This window comes from Actinoplanes subtropicus (assembly GCF_000721705.1).
GTDB classification, from domain to species: domain Bacteria; phylum Actinomycetota; class Actinomycetes; order Mycobacteriales; family Micromonosporaceae; genus Actinoplanes; species Actinoplanes subtropicus.
In genome coordinates this window covers 11,107-26,647 of the sequence record NZ_JOJL01000020.1, presented here as the reverse complement: position 1 = coordinate 26,647, position 15,541 = coordinate 11,107, and the positions used below count along the sequence as shown (strand labels likewise).

The following is a 15,541-nucleotide window of genomic DNA, read 5'->3' as shown; positions in this document are numbered from 1 at the left end:
GAAAAACCCGCAGAAGCGGACAAATCGCGGCAGAGGGAGAAGAGCCATGAGTAAGCGAGCGGAACAGGTCGCGATCATCGGCGGCGGCATCGCCGGGCCGGTGGCGGCGCTGGCCCTACGCAAGGCCGGACTGAAGGCGACCGTCTACGAGAGCTATCCGAGCACCGCCGACGGGCTGGGCGGCACCATCGCGCTCGCGCCGAACGGGATGGCGGCTCTGGAGATCGTCGGGGCGGCCGAGGCCGTCCGGGCGGTCGCCGAGCCGGCGCATCGCCAGGTCATGGCGATCGGCGGCAAGCGCGTCCCGATGCCGGCGCTGGCCGGGGTGGAGCCGTACCAGGTGGTGCGGCGCGCTGACCTCTACCGGATCCTGCACGACCGCGCGACGGCCGAGGGCATCACGATCGAGCACGGCCGCCGGCTGACCGAGGCGCGCGAGGAGGGCGACCGGGTCACGGCCGTCTTCGCCGACGGCTCGACCGCGACGGCCGACGTGCTGGTCGGCGCGGACGGGGTGCAGTCGACCGTCCGCCGGCTGATCGATCCGGACGCGCCCGGCCCGAGCTACACCGGCATGCTCGCCTTCGAGGGCGTCTCCGCCTTCGAGGTGCCGGAGGAGCCGGGCACGATGACCTTCGCGTTCGGCAAGCGCGGCTACTACATTTACTGGCCGGCCGTCGGCGGCGGCACCACCTTCGGCGTGAACGTGCCGCATCCGCGGCCGCTGACGATCAAGGAAGCCCGGGCGGTTCCCGTGCGCGAGTGGATGGCGACCTTGCTCGGGGTGTACGGCGAGGACGCCCCCGGCGGTGACCTGCTCCGTCACCTGCCCCCGGAGAAGCTGCAGGTCAGCGGCGCGCTCTACATCATGCCCCCGGTCCCGCACTGGTACCGCGGCCGGCTCGTGCTGGTCGGCGACGCGGTGCACGCCCCGTCCAACAGTTCCGGGCAGGGCGCGTCGCTGGCGATCGAGAGCGCGATCGAACTCGCCCGCTGCCTGCGCGACCGGGAGGTGCCCGAGGCGTTCGCGACCTACGAGCGAACCCGCCGCGGCCGGGTGGAACGAATCGCCGCCCGGGCCGCGAAAATCAACCACGCCAAGACGCCCGGCCCGGTCGCCAGGGCATTGATGTCGGCCATCATGCCCATTTTCCTGGAGCTGGCGATGAAGCCGGAGAAAACCTTCGGACCGGAGCAGCGTTACCGCATCGATTGGCCCGCGACCGCCTGAGCGAAGGCCTCTTCCAGGGCCGGGCGGTCGGGGCGGCCGATCGCCCGGAACCGGGCCATGCCGCCGTCGGGATGGATGTCGAGCCGCAGCCGGTCGACTCTTCCCTGGATGGCCGGGAAGCGGTGCGGCGTATCCGGGTTGAGCGGCGTCCTCGGCAGCAGATCGAACCAGTCCTCGCTGCCGAGGGCGCCGCGCACCGAGGCCGCGCCGGGGGAGTTGCCCTTGAAATGGCTGGTGTCCAGGTCGAGGAATTGGATCGTCGACGGGGCGGCCAGCGCGATCTCCACCCAGTCATTGCCGTCGGTGCGGCGGCGGGCCGTCTCCCAGCCGTCGCCCATGTGCTGCGCGAGCCCCGGCATCAGCAGGTTGTGCGGCCGGCCGAAGAACATGTTGCTGCACCCGGTGACCCGCCCGCCATTCGCCAGTGCCGCCACATCGACCACCTCGGGCAGCAGCCCCGGATCGGGAACGACGTCGCCGTGCACCCGCAGCCGGGCCACCCCGCCGTCCGGATAGATGGTCAGCCGCACGTGCGTGAATCGGCGCCGGTCGGTGACCGGAAACAGATTCCGGGTGTCGCCTTGCAAGGGGGATTTCGGCACGAGGGGCACCCAATCGGCGTCCCGGAGATCCGCGCCGGCGGGGTGACCGTCCGTGGCCAGTGCGTCGATCGACGCGTGCGTAGGGTAGTTGCCGACGAAGAACGCCGTGTCGACGTCGACGCCGTGGATCACGCCGGGCGCGCCGAGCCGGACGATCGCCACGTCCTCGCCCGGCGCGCGCCGCCGCCGGGTCTCCCAGCCGTCGTAGACCTGGCCCTTCTGGTCGAAGGTGCGCGGCGTGAACGTCGGCGCGTGCGGCAGGACCAGGTGATCCGCCGCCGCGAAGAACTCGTCGTTGGCGTAGACCACCCCGCCGCCGAGCGCCCGCGACGCCAGGTCGGGCCGGTTGCTGAACTCCTCCATCGGCTATCCCTCCCGGGTCAGAAAACGGCCGCCGGCCTCGTCGGTGGTCACGCTGCGTCCGCGCAACCAGGTCGCGCGGACCACGCCGTGCAACACCTTCCCCGCGTACGGGGTGACCGCATGGCGATGATGCAGCCGCCGCGGATCGACGGTGAAGCTCGCCTCGGGGTCGAAGGCCACCAGGTCGGCGTCGGCCCCCGGCGCGATCCGCCCCTTCCCGGCCAGCCCCACGAGATCGGCGGGCCGGCGCGCCATCCACTCCACCACGTCGGCCAGCCGGTGGCCGCGCTCCCGGGCGGCGGTCCAGATCACCGGCAGCCCGAGCTGCACCGACGCGATCCCGCCCCAGGCCGCCGCGAAGTCGCCGGTGTCCCGCCGCTTCAGCTCGGGCGTGCACGGCGAGTGATCGCTCACCACGCAGGTGATCAGGCCGTCGGCGAGCGCCCGCCACAGCGCGTCGGCGTTGGCCGCGTCCCGGATCGGCGGGCAGCACTTGAACTCGGTCGCGCCGTCCGGGATGTGGCCGGCGTCGAGCGTCAGGTAGTGCGGACACGTCTCGGCCGTCACGCGTACCCCATCGGCCTTTGCCGCCGCGATCAGCGGAAGCGCGCCCGCGGCCGAGAGATGCAGGATGTGCACCCGCCGGCCGGTCGCCCGGGCGGCGTCGATGGCGGTCGCGATCGCGGCCTGCTCCGCCTCGGCCGGCCGGGAGGCGAGAAAGTCGGCGTAGGCGGCCGAGGCACCTTGCGAAACCAGGTGACCGGGATCCTCGGCGTGCACGACGAACAGCGCGTCGACCGCCCGGAGCGCGGTGCCCAGCTCGGCGGGGGAGACCGGCGGGAACTCGGGGACGCCCGAGTCGGCCAGGAATGCCTTGAAGCCGAAGACGCCCGCGTCGTGCAGGGCGGCCAGTTTGTCGGCATTACCGGGGATCGCGCCGCCCCAGAAGCCGACGTCGACGTGGATCTGCCCGGTCGCCGCCTTGCGCTTGACCCGCAGCGCGTCGACGTCGACCGTCGGCGGCAGGCTGTTCAGCGGCATGTCGATGATGGTGGTGACGCCACCGGCCGCGGCGGCCCGGGTGGCGGTGGCAAAGCCTTCCCATTCCGTACGCCCGGGCTCGTTCACATGCACGTGGGTGTCGACGAGGCCCGGCAGCAGGGCGGTGTCGCCGAGATCCTGATCGTCGGCGGCCTCGACCGGTTCGTCGTAGCCGGTCACCGCGACGACCTTCCCCTCGGCGATCGCCACGGCACCCGGGCGCTCGCCGCCTTCGGTCAGCACACGCCGGGACCGCAAGACGAGATCAACCATGGCCCCGACACTAGCGGCGGCGCGGGTGACAATGTGCGGCATGGCCTATGACGAGGCGTTGGCGGAGCGGCTGCGCGAGCGGTTCGCGGACGATCCGGCCGTGACCGCGAAGAAGATGTTCGGCGGTCTGGCCTTCCTGACGAACGGCAACATGACGGTCGGCGTGCACGCGGACGAGCTGATCGTCCGCATCGACCCGGCGTCGGTGGCCGGGCGCCCGGGCGTGCGGCCGTTCGAGGTGGGCGGCCGGAGCATGCCGGGCTGGATCCTGGTGGCGGGGGAGGTGCTGGACGACCCGGTGCTGGACGAGTGGGTCGCGCTGGCCCGGGCGCACGTCGCGACGCTGCCGCCGAAGAAGAAGTGACCGGCCGGAGCGTGACCCTGGTGCTCGTCACCGGGGACTTCTTCGCCACGACCGACGGGCTCGAGCGGCTGAGCGATGAGCTTCCGGAGCGGCTCGAGGCGATCGGCGAGTGCGGGCTCCCGGACACGCTCGTGCACGGCGACCTGCACCCGGGCAACGCCCGCACCGACGACGCCGGCCGGCTGACCATCATGGACTGGGGTGACTGCGTGATCGGCCACCCCGCCGTCGACATCCTCCGGCTCACCGAGGGCCTCGCCGCGCCCGAACCGGTGCTCGAGGGATGGGCGTACCGCTGGCGGCGGGAGCGATCCGGCAGCGAGCCCTTGCGTGCCGCCCAGCTGATGCGGCCGATCGCCGCCCTGCGGTTGGCCGTCGTCTACGCCGGTTTCCTCGACGCCATCGAGCCCGCCGAATGGCCCTAGCACCGTGACGATGTCCCCGCCTGCCTGTCCGCGGCGGTCCGCGCCTCTATCGTGAAGGGATGACCGGTCCACGCGGGGACTACCTCGACCAGATCCGGCAGGACGGCGTCGACCTACCGCCGGAACTGGCCGAGGCGTTCGCGAGCGTGCCCCGCGAGGCGTTCGTCCCCGACGGCTTCCAGCGCCGCGACGGCAGCTGGGTGCGCCCCGCCGACCCGGATTTCCTGGGCACCGTCTACAGCAACGACGTGCTGGTCACCAAGATGGACGGCCGGGTGCCGATCAGCTCGTCCAGCCAGCCGTCGCTGATGGCCATCATGATCCTGGCCCTGCGCGTGACCCCCGGCCTGCGGGTGCTCGAGATCGGCGCGGGCACCGGCTACAACGCCGCCCTGCTCGCTTCGCTCGGGGCGACGATCACCAGCATCGACGTGCAGGAGGACGTGGCGGTCCGGGCACGCTCGGCGTTGGCTCGCGCGGGCATTGCGGGCGTACGGGTGGAGCACGCCGACGGCTATCTCGGCGCCCCGGGTTCGCGCTTCGACCGGGTCATCGTCACGGTCGGGATCGCCGGCGTCTCCCCGCACTGGCTGGCCCAGCTCGATCCGGGCGGCTTCGTGCTGGCCCCCGTGGCGCACGCCGGCACCGACCCGGTCCTGCGGGTGAGCGGCCCGCCCGAGGGCCCGGTCACCGGCGTGCCGATCTGCCCGGCCGGCTTCATGCGCGCGGCCGGCCCGCTCAACGCCGACCACCCGGGCGCCTTCCCGCCCCCGGTGGCGGCCGGCGCCCTCGCCGAGATGGCCGAGGCCGCGCCGCCCCGCTTCGACCCGCCGCTGGACGACGTCGCCTACCGCGGTCTCTGGTACGCGGCCGGCGTCCTGAGCCGGCGCGCCACCCTCGCGATGGTCCCCGGCAAGGACCACCTCCGCCTGGCCCTGGTCGACACCGCGGGCACCGGCGGCGCCGTCGTTCTCCCCGACGGCAGCGTGCTGGCCGGCGGCCCGGAGGCGGCGACCTTCGCCGCCTTGGCCGTCGACATCCTGGACCGCTGGACGACGCTGGGCGGCCCCCCGATGCGCGCGTGGCGGGTGGAGTTCTCCCGCGCCGGCGATCCGGCGTCGCCGATCTGGGTCCCCGACGCCTGGGAGGCCGGCGAATGACCGAGGCCGTGCTGGAGTGGCTGCGAGCGCGCGGCGCCGAGGCGATCCCGCACGCGGGCGGTTCGCTCTACGAACACCTCGGCCGGGTCGCCGACCGGCTCTCGGCTCACGGCGCGCCCGAGGCGGAGCGCCTGGCCGCCCTGACCCACGCGGCGTACGGGACGGACGGCTTCCCCGTGGTGCTGCTCGACGTCGTCGAGCGGGCCGCCCTCCGCGACCTGATCGGGGCGGAGGCGGAGGAGCTGGTCTACCGCTACGGCGGCTGCGACCGGGGACGCACCTGGCGGGCGCTGCCGTCGACCGGCCTGATCTGGAGCCGCTTCACCGGCAACAGCGCCGCGCCGACCCCGGCCGACCTGCGCGCCTTCGCCGACCTGAGCATCGTCAACGAGCTGGACGTCTACGAACGGTCCCCGGAGATCGCGGCAAAGGCCGGCGACTACTTCCGCTCGGTCTTCCCGGCCTGGGAGCCCATCACCTCGCCCGCGGTGATGGCCGACGCCCGCCGAGTGCTCGGTATCTGAAGGGTGAGCGGGCAGCTCAGCGTTTCGACGAGGCAGGGAGCGAGCGAAGATGGCCAGAGTTGTCATGCAGGCGGTCGTATCGGTGGACGGCTACATCGCCTATCCCGATGACTCGGTCGGACCGCTGTTCGACTGGTACGGCAACGGGGACCGCACGATCCAAGCCAACGACAAGTGGGCGTTCAACGTCAGCCGCGCCTCGGCCGAATACGTGAAGCCCTTCTGGGACGCCATCAAGGTCACCGTGATCGGCCGCCACCTGTTCGACACCACCGACGGCTGGGCCGGCGTACCCGCCGCCGGCGACGAGCTCGTCGTCGTCACCCATCGGCCGCTGCCCGAGGAATGGCTCGCCAGATTTCCCGGCGCACCGTTCCGTACCGCCGACTCGGTCGAGGCCGGCATCGCCGTCGCCAAGGACCTCGCCGGCGACGGCCTGGTCTGCGTGACCGCCGGCGACGTCGGCGGCCAGGCATTCTCGGCGGGCCTCGTCGACGAGGTAGCGATGGACGTCGTCCCGGTGGTCATGGGCGAGGGGATACGGTTCTTCGGCAGCCACACCGGCACCGTCCTCCTCGACGACCCGGACATGATCGTTCAGGGGGACCGCGTGCTGCACCTGCACTACACCGTCAACCGCCGGTGACCCGCTGGGCGGACCCGGCGAAGCGGGGAGCACCGGGCTCCAGGTCGACCCGGGCCGCCCGGGCGGCGAAGCTGATCGCGTGGTACCACCCGCACAGCAGCAAGGTGTCGAGCAGCTGCGGCTCGTCCAGCACCTCGCGAGCGGACCGCCACAGCTGGTCGTCGACGTCGCCCGCGTCGTGCAACGCGTCGGCGACCCGGATCAGCGCCCGGTCGCGCGGTGCGGTCCAGCAATCGTCGCCGGCTGACCCGTGGGTGAGCGAGCCGATCTCGGACCGGTCCAGCCCGGCGCGATCGGCGAAGACCATCACGTGCACACCCCACTCGTACTCGCAGCCACAGCGAGCACACGTGCGCAGGATGACGATCTCCCGCTCGCGCAGCGTCAGGGACAAGCGGCGACCGAGCTCGTAGCGGCCCCAGTGGGTCATCGCCTCCGCCATCGGCAGGTTCCTGGCGAAGGTGCGGAACAGGCCGATCGGTGGCTGCCCGGGCGGCATCATCGCGGCGAGCTGGGCCGCCACATCCGCCGCGAAGGGTGGTTCCAGTGGAGTTATCCGTGCCATGACGCCTCCCTCAACGCCCACTCCGGATGACGCTAGCGCTTCTATATCAGAAGCGCTAGCGGCATCTTCGGAGTCGGCGGCGGCATGGTGCCCGCCGGGTTATCGGACGAGTTCGCGGCCGCCCGCCAGCGACAGTGTCTGTCCGTTGATGTGACCGTTTGCCGCCGAGGCCAGATAGGTGATCGCGGACGCGACGTCTTCGGGCGTGCAGATGCGGCCGGTGGGGGTTTTCTCGGATTCGGCCGCGACCGCTTTCGGCCCGAGGAAGGGGGCGTTCAAAGCCTTGTCGGTGAGGGTGAAGCCGGGGCGGACGACGTTGGTCAGGATGCCGTGGCGGGCTTCCCGGACGGCGAGCACCCGTGCGGCCGTTTCGAGTGCACCTTTCGCCGTGGCGTAGGCGAGCGGTCCCGCCATGGGTTGCTCGACGATGTCCGTCGACACGGCGACGATGCGCCCCCAGCCGGCGGCGCGCATGCCGGGCAGAGCCGCATCGATCAAGGCCAGCGGACCCACGGTGTTCACGGCCAGCGAGGTCGTGAGGCCGCTGATCTCGGCATCGTCGAACGATGGCCACTGCACGGCGTTGGCGACAAGGACCGTGACCGCGCCAAGGCGTTCGGTGATTTCCTCGATGACGCTCGGTGCGGTGGCCGGGTCCCGGTGATCGAGCCGGACGGCGCAGGCTCGGCCGCCTTCTCGCGTTATGGCATCGACGACGTCCGTGACGCCGTCGTGGTTGGTGCGCCAGGACAGTGCCACGGCGGCACCCTCGGCGGCCAGATGCAGGGCCGCGGCTTTGCCGATGGCGCCCGAGGCGCCGGTGACGAGAGCCACGGTGCCGGAAAGGCCAGTTTCCATCACGATCTCCATAGTCGGCTATAGGTTAGCCGACTATGTACCGTGGAATCGTGGATCGTCAAGCCGTACACTGCCGGAGTGGAACTGGCGGATGTCCTGGCTACCAACAAAGCCCTGGTCAAGGTGGCCAAGCTCTACCGGAGCGCGCAAGCCGACGTGCTGAGCGGACTCGCCTTGCACCCCGGGCAGGACGTCCTGTTGTGGATGCTCGGCCAAGAGCCCGATGGCGTGACCGTCTCGGAGATCGCGGCCCGGCTGGGCGTGGAGCAGCCCACGGCGACACGCAGTCTCAGCCGCCTCGAGCAAGGTGGCTGGTTCGTCCGGCAGCCCGTGCCGGGGGATCGGCGGGCCACCCGTATTCGGTTGACCGATAAAGGCCGAGCGGTCGTCCCGGAGATAGAGGCAGCCTGGCGTACGCTCGCCGAGACCGCAACCGCCGGAATGGCGAACGACCAACAAGCCATTCTGATCGAGCTGCTGGAGAAGGTACGCGGAAATCTCCTCGCCCTTGCCACGGAAACTGAATGACGAGACCCGCGGGGTCTCGGCGTCGCGGGAGAGGGTGAGTGGGCAGCTCAGCCCGGCGGTCGCGGCAAAGGCTGAACCATGCGATCAGCTCGCGTGGTGCGGCGGGGACCTGGCTGGGCCTCGTACGTCCGCATGGGGTTTAGAAGGTTTTGTGGTGGCGGTCTTTCCAGGGGCGGCCGTCGGGGTCGTAGAAGAGGCGGTAGACCGGCAGGGACCAGAGGCGTTGGTGCCACGGGAGGTGTTCGGGGGAGTGCGGGAAGGCTCGGCCGGGTGGGCGAGGGGCGGTTCGTCCGGAGTCGCTCCAGGCGCGTAGGCGGTCGGCGGAATCGGTCATGGCGCGGACGGCTGACATCGGGTCGAGCAGGTCGGCGTCGTCGCCGTCGGGCCGGTCCAGGTGTTCGCGCATGAGGGAGAGGCGCAGGTCGCGAGCGAAGCGGCGGGCCTCGCCGGATGGTGGGCGGTCGTCGAGGGTCTCGTCGAGGATGGCGCAGCAGACCTCACTGTCGTGGGTCCAGGAGCGACGGTTGAAGTTGTCGCTGCCGACGGTGCACCACGTGTCGTCGATGACGCAGACCTTGGCGTGTACGTAGGTCGGCGTGCCGGCGTGGTTCTCCAGGTCGAAGACGTGCATCCGGTCGGGGGCGGCCAGTCGGCAGACGGCCAGCGCCTGTTCGCGGCCGATCTCGTTGGGTGGCAGGGCGAGTCGGCCGTCGACGTCGGGGTGCCGCGGGACGACGGCGATCACGTGCAGGCTCGGGGTGTCGCGCAGGGCGGCGGCGAAGAGTTCGGCGACCTCCGTGGACCACAGGTACTGATCCTCCAGGTAGATCAGGTGCCGGGCCAGGCGGATGGCCTTGGTGTAGGCGCGGGCGATGCTGCGTTCCCCATCCCTGGCGAATGAATACCGCGGGCGCATCGCCGGATACGTTCGGAGGACCTGGATGGTCAGCGGACCACAGGGAGGTGGGTCGGGTGGCTGAGGCGGCAGGGGGCCGGCGTTCGGGTCGGCGTGCTTGCGGCGGTCGACCAGGGTGGCGATCGGGCCGTGCTGATCGAGCGGGGCCGGATCGTTCCAGCGCTCGCGGAAGGTCAGGTCGAGGGCGCCGACGACCGGACCCTTCACCGCGAGCTGAACGTCATGCCACGGCGGATTTTTCCCATACTTTCGTGACATTTGCACGGGTTGGGGGTCGCCGGTGTGCGACGCGTCGTCGCGGCGGCTGTGGCAGAGGTCGATCCCGCCGACAAAGGCCACATCCCGGGCGGGGTCATCGGGATGCCGCAGGATCACCAGCTTCTGATGGTGCGAACCGCCCCGCCGCACGCGCTGGTCGAGCAGAACCTCGCCGCCGGCGGCCCGTACGTCGTCGCCGAGGTTGCGGTTCTCCTCCTCGCTGTAGGCCAATTTGTCCAGATGAGACCGCCAGAGGAGGCCCTTGACGATCACCCCTCGCCGGGCGGCCGCCGCGAACAGGGCGGCGACCGTCGGGCCGCCGGGGCGCAGCAGCTCGTCGGGGTCGCCGCGCCAGTCGGTGAAGAACAGGTGGTCACCCGCACGGAGGCTGTCCACCTCGGTCGCCAGCCGGTCAAAATACGTTATTCCGTGAATAAGTGGTTCGGCGGAGTTTCCCGCGCACCAGATGGGTATGGAGGAGTCCGGGTTGCCGCGCTCCTGCCCGCTCAGGAACCAGTCCAAGGCAGCCTTCCGAGGTCGATGTCGCCCTCACGTTAAGCCCCTTGACGGACTCCCGCACTCTGGCAGCACAACCCGGAGGGACCAGCCATGACCAGCGAGCCGATCGTGGAGAACGTAGCCGTCCCCGCCGCCGACAAGGGCCTGCTCATCGCCGTCCTGCTGATCGTCCTGCTCGGGGCCGGCGGCATGCTGTTCATGGTCTAGACCCGGGTCTAGAGCGCCCACTCGTCGCCGCGGATGATCTCGACCGTGCCCTTCGGGCCGGTGCCGGTCACCGTGATGCCGTCGCCGCCGATCACCACGTCGGTGTGCACGCCGGACATGTTCAGGCCCAGCTCGCTGCGCTCCTGCTCGCTCATCGCCAGGCCGCCCTCGACCGCGAACGGGAAGCTCTGCCCCCACGCCACGTGACAACCCGCGTTCTCGTCGAACAGCGTGTTCTGGAAGACGATGCCCGCCTTCGCTATCCGGCTGTCCTTGTCGACCAGCGAGACCTCGCCGAGGCGTGCCGAGCCCTCGTCGGTGGCGACCTGCGCCCGGATCACCTCGGCGCCCTCGTCGGCCTCCACCTCGGTGATCCGGCCGTCCCGGAAGGTGACCCGCAGGCCGGTGACCAGCTGGCCGAGGATCACCATCGGCCGGGTCACCCGGATCACGCCGTCGGCGCGCCGCCGGTCGGGGCTGGTGAAGACCTCCTCGGTCGGGATGTTCGGCAGGTACGCGATGCCGTCCGGGTCGATCATGCCGCCGCCGGTCCAGCGCGCGTTCGCCGGCAGGCCCACCGTCAGGTCCGTGCCCTCGCCGACGTACCGCACCTCGGTCAGCTCCAGCGCGTCCAGCTGCCGGGCGCGCTCGCCCAGCGTCGCCGACCGCCGCTGCCACTCGGCCGCCGGGTCCGGCGCGTCCAGCCGCATCGCGGTGCCGACCGCCGCCCACAGCCGCTCCACATCCGGCTCGCCGAAGATCTGCTCGGCCCAGCCCGGGTTCGGCGCCGCGACGACGCTCCACCGCATCCGGCCGAACAGCGCGCGGCGCCGGGCCTGCGCCTCCTCCCACCGGCGGGCCGCGACCTTCTTCGGGTCGGCGCCGTCGAACAGGTGCGGATTCGCGTCGCCGACCAGGGCGATCGACGCGACGCCGGCCGCCGCCCACTCCTCGATCCGGGCGAGCGCCCACGGCCGGGCACGGGTCAGATCCTCGATACTGGCGTGGTCGACGGCCGAGCGCAGCATCGGCCCGTCGGTCCAATTCGTCTCGACCCAGCCGGCGCCGGCCCGGTAGGCGGCCTCGACGACGGCCCGCGCGATCTCGAGATGGGCGGTGTCGGTGTCGACCACGACTCCCTGCCCCGGCTGCACGTTGACCCCGGCTCGCACGACCAGGTCGGCCAATCGCTCGATCTGTCCCATGCCGGAGAGCCTATGTGATGACGCTTCTTAATTGGGGTGCGGTGCGCCGCCCGGGTCTCTACTGTCGGACCCGATGACGATCGCTCACGATGTGGCCGGCGATGGCCCGGCTGTCTTGTTGCTGCATTCCACGGTGGTCGACCGGCGGATGTGGGATCCGCAGGTCCCGGCGCTGGTCGAGGCCGGCTTCCGGGCGATCCGCTGCGACCTGAACGGGTTCGGCGACTCCCCGGTGCCGACCGGCCTCTACAACGACGCCGACGACGTGCTGGCGGTCCTCTCCTCGCTGGCGGTCGACGATTTCGCGATCGTCGGGGCGTCCGGCGGCGGCCGCGTCGCGCTGGAGATCGCCGCACGCCGCCCGTCGCGGGTGACCGCCCTGCTGCTGCTCTGCACCGCGGTGGGCGGTTTCGAGCGCGGCCCGGAGCTGCGCGCCTTCGGCGAGCGGGAGGACGCGCTGCTCGAGGCCGGCGACCTGGATGCGGCGGCCGAGCTCAACGCGGTCCAGTGGCTGGGCCCGGAGGCAGATCAAAAGACCCACGCGGCCGTACGAGAAATGCAGCGCCACGTTTTCGACGTGCAGTGGGGCGTCGACGAGGAGCCGGAACAGCGCACCTACGAGTATGACCTCGAGGCCGTCACCGCCCGCACGCTGCTGGTCACCGGCGCCCACGACCTGCCCGACTTCCGCCGGATCGCCGACGACCTGGCCTCGGTGATCCCGGGCGCGAAGCGGCTGGAGCTGGCCTGGGCCGGCCATCTGCCCAGTATGGAACGGCCCGACCTGCTGAACCCGGTACTGCTGGACTTTCTGGCGCTCAGCTGAGCGCGTCCAGCTTCTCCTGGATGCGGTCGCGCCGCTGCTCCAGCGTGTCGATGATCGCCTCGTTCTCAGCGATGCCGGTCAGCTCGGTGGCGATCTCCTCGGGCTCGATGTAGCCCTCCGAGGTGTCGGTGTCCTGCCCGCGCCGCGCCTGGGCGTCCCCGCCGACCCGCCGCAGCTCGGCGAGCTCCTCCTCGACGTCGCGGAGTTCCTGGCGCAGCTGCTCGGCCGTGGTGTCGTCGCTCATTTCGCCATCCTAGATCGGTCCGCGGCTAAGGCATCCCGGGTACCTGCCGATCGGGTAGTTGTGAGATGCCTCGCGATCGTCGCCGTGGCCGTTCTCGCAAGCGCGGCCGGTGGCTGCGCGGGGGACGGCGGCGCCACGGAGTCGGCCCCCGATCTGGGCACGATCGGCATTGCGATGCCGACCAAGGACAGTGCCCGGTGGATCGCCGACGGCGACAACATGGTCAAACAGTTCCGGGCGCTCGGCTACCGCACCGACATGCAGTACGCCGACAACGACGTGCAGAAACAGATATCCCAGCTGAACAGCATGATCTCGGCCGGCGACCGGGCGCTGGTGATCGGCTCGGTGGACGGCAGCGCGCTCAAGGGCCCGCTGCAGGCCGCGCACGACAAGAACATCCCGGTGATCGCGTACGACCGGCTGATCCGGGACTCGGCGAACGTCGACTACTACGCCAGCTTCGACAACTTCAAGGTCGGCGTGCTGCAGGCGACCGCGATCGTGGCCAAGGCCGGGCTCAAGAAGGGCGGCCGGACCTGCCGCGCGGAGCTGTTCGCCGGGTCGGCGGACGACAACAACGCGCGATTCTTCTTCGACGGGGCGATGAGTGTGCTCAAGCCGTACCTGACCGGCGGCACCCTGGTCGTGCCCAGCGGCCAGACCAAGTTCGCGCAGGTCACCACGAAACAGTGGGACGGCAAGGTGGCGGCGGCGCGGATGGCGAGGCTGCTCGCCGGCGCGGACCGGTCGGTCACTCTGGACACCGTTCTCTCGCCGTACGACGGGATCTCCCGCGGCATCATCGAGACCCTGCGGCAGCACGGCTACGGCTCGGGCGGCAAGCGGCTGCCGGTGGTGACCGGCCAGGACGCGGAGCTCGACTCGGTGAAGCTGATCAACAAGGGGGTCCAGGCCGAGACGATCTACAAGGACACCCGGGAGCTGGCCAAGGTCGCCGTGCAGATGACCGACCGGGAGCTGTCCGGCGAGACCCCGGAGATCAACGACAGCAAGACGTACGACAACGGGGTCAAGGTCGTCCCCGCGTTCCTGCTGCAGCCGGTCAGCGTGGACCGCTCGAACCTCGAGCGGGTGCTGATCGACGGCGGCTACTACAAGCAATCGGACCTGGGCTGATGTGGCGCCGGATCGCGGGCGGCTTCCTGGACCGGCCGGTCGCCGTCAAGCTCACGATGCTGGTCACGGTCAGCCTGCTCGCCCTGGTCACCTGCCTGGCGGTGAGCGCGGTGACCTCGGCGCAGGCCACCCGTACGGCCGGCAACCTGCAACGGCTGAACCTGGCCGGCACGTACGTGCTGCGGCTCGACCGGCTGGCCAGCGAGCTCAAGGCGGTCGGCCTGGAGGCGCTGGTGCGGGAGCACGCGGCCGACGAGAACGCCAAGCTGACCGCCGAGGTCGCCCAGACCCGGGACCTGCTCGGCCAACTCGCCGCGGTCCGCCTGCCGGCCGCGCAGAAGGCGACCGTCAGCGGGCTGAGCTCGGTCTACGGCGACTACATCGACGTGATCACCCGGTACGTGTCGAGCGCCGGCAGCGACCAGTCCACCGCCCGGCTCGGCTGGGCGCAGATCGGCGTCGACAACTACCTGGTCTCCACCGTCCTGGCGCACGCCACCGCCGAGTTCGCCCGGGTGGTCGCCGCGGCCGAGAGCCGGGCCGCCGCCCAGCGCGCCGACGGCAACCACGTGATGTGGGCCGCGGTCGGGGTGGCCACGCTGGTCGTCGTCGCGCTCGCCTGGATCGTGGTGCTGTCGATCACCCGGCCGCTGGTGCGGGTGCGCACCGCGCTGCAGGGCCTCGCCCACGGCGACCTCACCGCCACGGCCGCGGTGACCGCCCGGGACGAGGTCGGCCAGATGGCCCGCGACCTGGACACCGCCCTCGCCGACCTGCGCGGCGTGGTCGGCGCGGTCACGGTGACCGCCACCTCGGTGGCCACCGCCGCCGAGGAGATGTCGTCCACCTCGGCGTCGATGTCCGGGGCCATCGCCGACACCGCCCGGCAGAGCGAGCTGGTCTCGCAGAGCGCCGGCGAGGTGGCCCACAACGTGCAGGCGGTCGCGCTCGGCGCCGAGGAGATGGGCGCCGCGATCACCGAGATCGCCCAGAGCGCCGCCGAGGCGGCCCGGGTGGCGAACCAGGCGGTGACCATCGCCGAGCAGACCACCCAGCAGGTCGGCAAGCTGGGCGACTCGTCCGCCGAGATCGCCAGCGTGATCAACGTGATCACCGCGATCGCGGCCCAGACCAACCTGCTCGCGCTGAACGCCACGATCGAGGCGGCCCGGGCCGGCGAGAGCGGCAAGGGCTTCGCGGTCGTCGCCGGCGAGGTCAAGGAGCTCGCCCAGGAGACCGCGCGGGCCACCGAGGACATCGCCCAGCGGGTGCAGGCGATCCAGACCGACACGGCCGGCGCGGTCGAGGCGATCAGCGAGATCACCGACGTGATCACCCAGATCAACGCGTTCCAGACCACGATCGCCAGCGCCGTCGAGGAGCAGACCGCGACCACCTCGGAGATGAACCGGGGGGTCGCCGCGGCGGCCGAGGGCGTCGGCGGGATCGCCGCCACCATCGACGGGCTGGCCGGCGCCTCCCGGGTCACCAACGAGGGCGTCGCCCAGTCCCGCGCCGCGGTGACCGAGCTCAGCGCCATGGCCCACAAGCTGCAGACGCTGGTCGGCCACTTCAAGGTTTAGCCGGCCCAGCCGGGTGGACGGGCCCGACGTCACGCACATCGCCGGGGGAGTGCATGCCACTGC

Annotated in this window: 17 protein-coding genes; 10 read left to right on the top strand and 7 right to left on the bottom strand. The window is 71.4% G+C overall.

Annotated elements, in window-relative coordinates; translation table 11 throughout:
* The first annotated feature begins 46 nt into the window (after positions 1-46).
* Positions 47-1,231 (top strand): FAD-dependent oxidoreductase, encoded by a 1,185-nt coding sequence (locus tag IH26_RS0125385; protein WP_030438740.1) that lies wholly within the window; start codon positions 47-49, stop codon positions 1,229-1,231.
* Here IH26_RS0125385 and alc read toward each other — a convergent pair.
* Together alc and allB are read right to left on the bottom strand one after the other, a co-directional pair.
* On the bottom strand, positions 1,201-2,196 hold the full coding sequence (gene alc / locus IH26_RS0125380; RefSeq protein WP_030438739.1) for an allantoicase: 996 nt from the start codon (positions 2,194-2,196) through the stop codon (positions 1,201-1,203). The two genes, IH26_RS0125385 and alc, sit on opposite strands and share 31 nt — an antisense overlap.
* Before the next feature lie 3 nt (positions 2,197-2,199).
* Positions 2,200-3,510, bottom strand: coding sequence for an allantoinase AllB (gene allB / locus IH26_RS0125375; RefSeq protein ID WP_030438738.1), 1,311 nt, complete (start codon positions 3,508-3,510; stop codon positions 2,200-2,202).
* Positions 3,511-3,550: 40 nt separating this feature from the next.
* On the opposite strand from allB, the gene IH26_RS0125370 reads away from it, so the two are divergent.
* The 5 genes from IH26_RS0125370 to IH26_RS0125350 are packed head-to-tail and all read left to right on the top strand — an operon-like array spanning position 3,551 to position 6,629.
* Positions 3,551-3,874, top strand: a complete 324-nt coding sequence (locus IH26_RS0125370) for a TfoX/Sxy family protein (protein WP_030438737.1) — start codon at positions 3,551-3,553, stop codon at positions 3,872-3,874.
* Complete coding sequence (locus IH26_RS53975; RefSeq protein ID WP_030438736.1) at positions 3,871-4,299, top strand: phosphotransferase family protein; 429 nt, start codon at positions 3,871-3,873, stop codon at positions 4,297-4,299. The genes IH26_RS0125370 and IH26_RS53975 overlap by 4 nt, the downstream gene beginning before the upstream one ends.
* A 59-nt stretch (positions 4,300-4,358) precedes the next feature.
* Positions 4,359-5,459, top strand: coding sequence for a protein-L-isoaspartate O-methyltransferase family protein (locus IH26_RS0125360; protein WP_030438735.1), 1,101 nt, complete (start codon positions 4,359-4,361; stop codon positions 5,457-5,459).
* The gene (locus tag IH26_RS0125355; protein ID WP_030438734.1) at positions 5,456-5,983 is read left to right on the top strand and encodes a DUF6817 domain-containing protein; all 528 of its coding nucleotides are present in this window, start codon (positions 5,456-5,458) and stop codon (positions 5,981-5,983) included. The genes IH26_RS0125360 and IH26_RS0125355 overlap by 4 nt, the downstream gene beginning before the upstream one ends.
* Before the next feature lie 49 nt (positions 5,984-6,032).
* Entirely contained in the window at positions 6,033-6,629 is a 597-nt protein-coding gene (locus IH26_RS0125350; RefSeq protein WP_030438733.1) for a dihydrofolate reductase family protein, read from the top strand.
* Here the strand turns inward: IH26_RS0125350 and IH26_RS0125345 are convergent.
* A complete protein-coding gene (locus IH26_RS0125345) occupies positions 6,616-7,194 on the bottom strand; it encodes a carboxymuconolactone decarboxylase family protein (protein ID WP_030438732.1) in 579 nt (192 codons plus the stop codon). The genes IH26_RS0125350 and IH26_RS0125345 overlap by 14 nt on opposite strands.
* 99 nt (positions 7,195-7,293) lie before the next feature.
* Entirely contained in the window at positions 7,294-8,064 is a 771-nt protein-coding gene (locus IH26_RS0125340; protein WP_245665499.1) for an SDR family NAD(P)-dependent oxidoreductase, read from the bottom strand.
* Between the two features lie 66 nt (positions 8,065-8,130).
* On the opposite strand from IH26_RS0125340, the gene IH26_RS0125335 reads away from it, so the two are divergent.
* On the top strand, positions 8,131-8,580 hold the full coding sequence (locus tag IH26_RS0125335; RefSeq protein ID WP_034215942.1) for a MarR family winged helix-turn-helix transcriptional regulator: 450 nt from the start codon (positions 8,131-8,133) through the stop codon (positions 8,578-8,580).
* A gap of 139 nt (positions 8,581-8,719) precedes the next feature.
* Here the strand turns inward: IH26_RS0125335 and IH26_RS0125330 are convergent, their stop codons facing one another.
* Both IH26_RS0125330 and IH26_RS0125320 read right to left on the bottom strand, forming a co-directional pair.
* Positions 8,720-10,276: a phospholipase D family protein gene (locus IH26_RS0125330; RefSeq protein ID WP_030438729.1), complete on the bottom strand. Its 1,557-nt coding sequence runs from the start codon at positions 10,274-10,276 to the stop codon at positions 8,720-8,722.
* A 212-nt stretch (positions 10,277-10,488) separates the two neighbouring features.
* On the bottom strand, positions 10,489-11,685 hold the full coding sequence (locus tag IH26_RS0125320) for an aminopeptidase (RefSeq protein ID WP_030438728.1): 1,197 nt from the start codon (positions 11,683-11,685) through the stop codon (positions 10,489-10,491).
* 73 nt (positions 11,686-11,758) lie between these two features.
* On the opposite strand from IH26_RS0125320, the gene IH26_RS0125315 reads away from it, so the two are divergent.
* Positions 11,759-12,511, top strand: coding sequence for an alpha/beta fold hydrolase (locus IH26_RS0125315; RefSeq protein ID WP_030438727.1), 753 nt, complete (start codon positions 11,759-11,761; stop codon positions 12,509-12,511).
* Here IH26_RS0125315 and IH26_RS0125310 read toward each other — a convergent pair.
* Complete coding sequence (locus IH26_RS0125310) at positions 12,504-12,755, bottom strand: hypothetical protein (RefSeq protein WP_030438726.1); 252 nt, start codon at positions 12,753-12,755, stop codon at positions 12,504-12,506. The two genes, IH26_RS0125315 and IH26_RS0125310, sit on opposite strands and share 8 nt — an antisense overlap.
* Positions 12,756-12,839: 84 nt before the next feature.
* Between IH26_RS0125310 and chvE the strand changes: the two genes are divergently transcribed.
* The gene (chvE, locus tag IH26_RS0125305; protein WP_245665497.1) at positions 12,840-13,895 is read left to right on the top strand and encodes a multiple monosaccharide ABC transporter substrate-binding protein; all 1,056 of its coding nucleotides are present in this window, start codon (positions 12,840-12,842) and stop codon (positions 13,893-13,895) included.
* A complete protein-coding gene (locus IH26_RS0125300; RefSeq protein ID WP_030438724.1) occupies positions 13,895-15,478 on the top strand; it encodes a methyl-accepting chemotaxis protein in 1,584 nt (527 codons plus the stop codon). The genes chvE and IH26_RS0125300 overlap by 1 nt, the downstream gene beginning before the upstream one ends.
* The last annotated feature ends 63 nt before the right edge of the window (positions 15,479-15,541 follow it).

Bases quoted from the DNA above. Each gene is read 5' to 3' on its own strand.
- IH26_RS0125320 (WP_030438728.1), bottom strand. From the start codon at position 11,685: ATGGGACAGATCGAGCGATTGGCCGACCTGGTCGTGCGAGCCGGGGTC.
- alc (WP_030438739.1), bottom strand. From the start codon at position 2,196: ATGGAGGAGTTCAGCAACCGGCCCGACCTGGCGTCGCGGGCGCTCGGC.
- IH26_RS0125345 (WP_030438732.1), bottom strand. From the start codon at position 7,194: ATGGCACGGATAACTCCACTGGAACCACCCTTCGCGGCGGATGTGGCG.
- IH26_RS0125315 (WP_030438727.1), top strand. From the start codon at position 11,759: ATGACGATCGCTCACGATGTGGCCGGCGATGGCCCGGCTGTCTTGTTG.
- IH26_RS0125360 (WP_030438735.1), top strand. From the start codon at position 4,359: ATGACCGGTCCACGCGGGGACTACCTCGACCAGATCCGGCAGGACGGC.
- IH26_RS0125370 (WP_030438737.1), top strand. From the start codon at position 3,551: ATGGCCTATGACGAGGCGTTGGCGGAGCGGCTGCGCGAGCGGTTCGCG.
- IH26_RS0125310 (WP_030438726.1), bottom strand. From the start codon at position 12,755: ATGAGCGACGACACCACGGCCGAGCAGCTGCGCCAGGAACTCCGCGAC.
- IH26_RS0125355 (WP_030438734.1), top strand. From the start codon at position 5,456: ATGACCGAGGCCGTGCTGGAGTGGCTGCGAGCGCGCGGCGCCGAGGCG.
- IH26_RS0125385 (WP_030438740.1), top strand. From the start codon at position 47: ATGAGTAAGCGAGCGGAACAGGTCGCGATCATCGGCGGCGGCATCGCC.
- IH26_RS0125300 (WP_030438724.1), top strand. From the start codon at position 13,895: ATGTGGCGCCGGATCGCGGGCGGCTTCCTGGACCGGCCGGTCGCCGTC.
- allB (WP_030438738.1), bottom strand. From the start codon at position 3,510: ATGGTTGATCTCGTCTTGCGGTCCCGGCGTGTGCTGACCGAAGGCGGC.
- IH26_RS0125350 (WP_030438733.1), top strand. From the start codon at position 6,033: ATGGCCAGAGTTGTCATGCAGGCGGTCGTATCGGTGGACGGCTACATC.
- IH26_RS0125340 (WP_245665499.1), bottom strand. From the start codon at position 8,064: ATGGAGATCGTGATGGAAACTGGCCTTTCCGGCACCGTGGCTCTCGTC.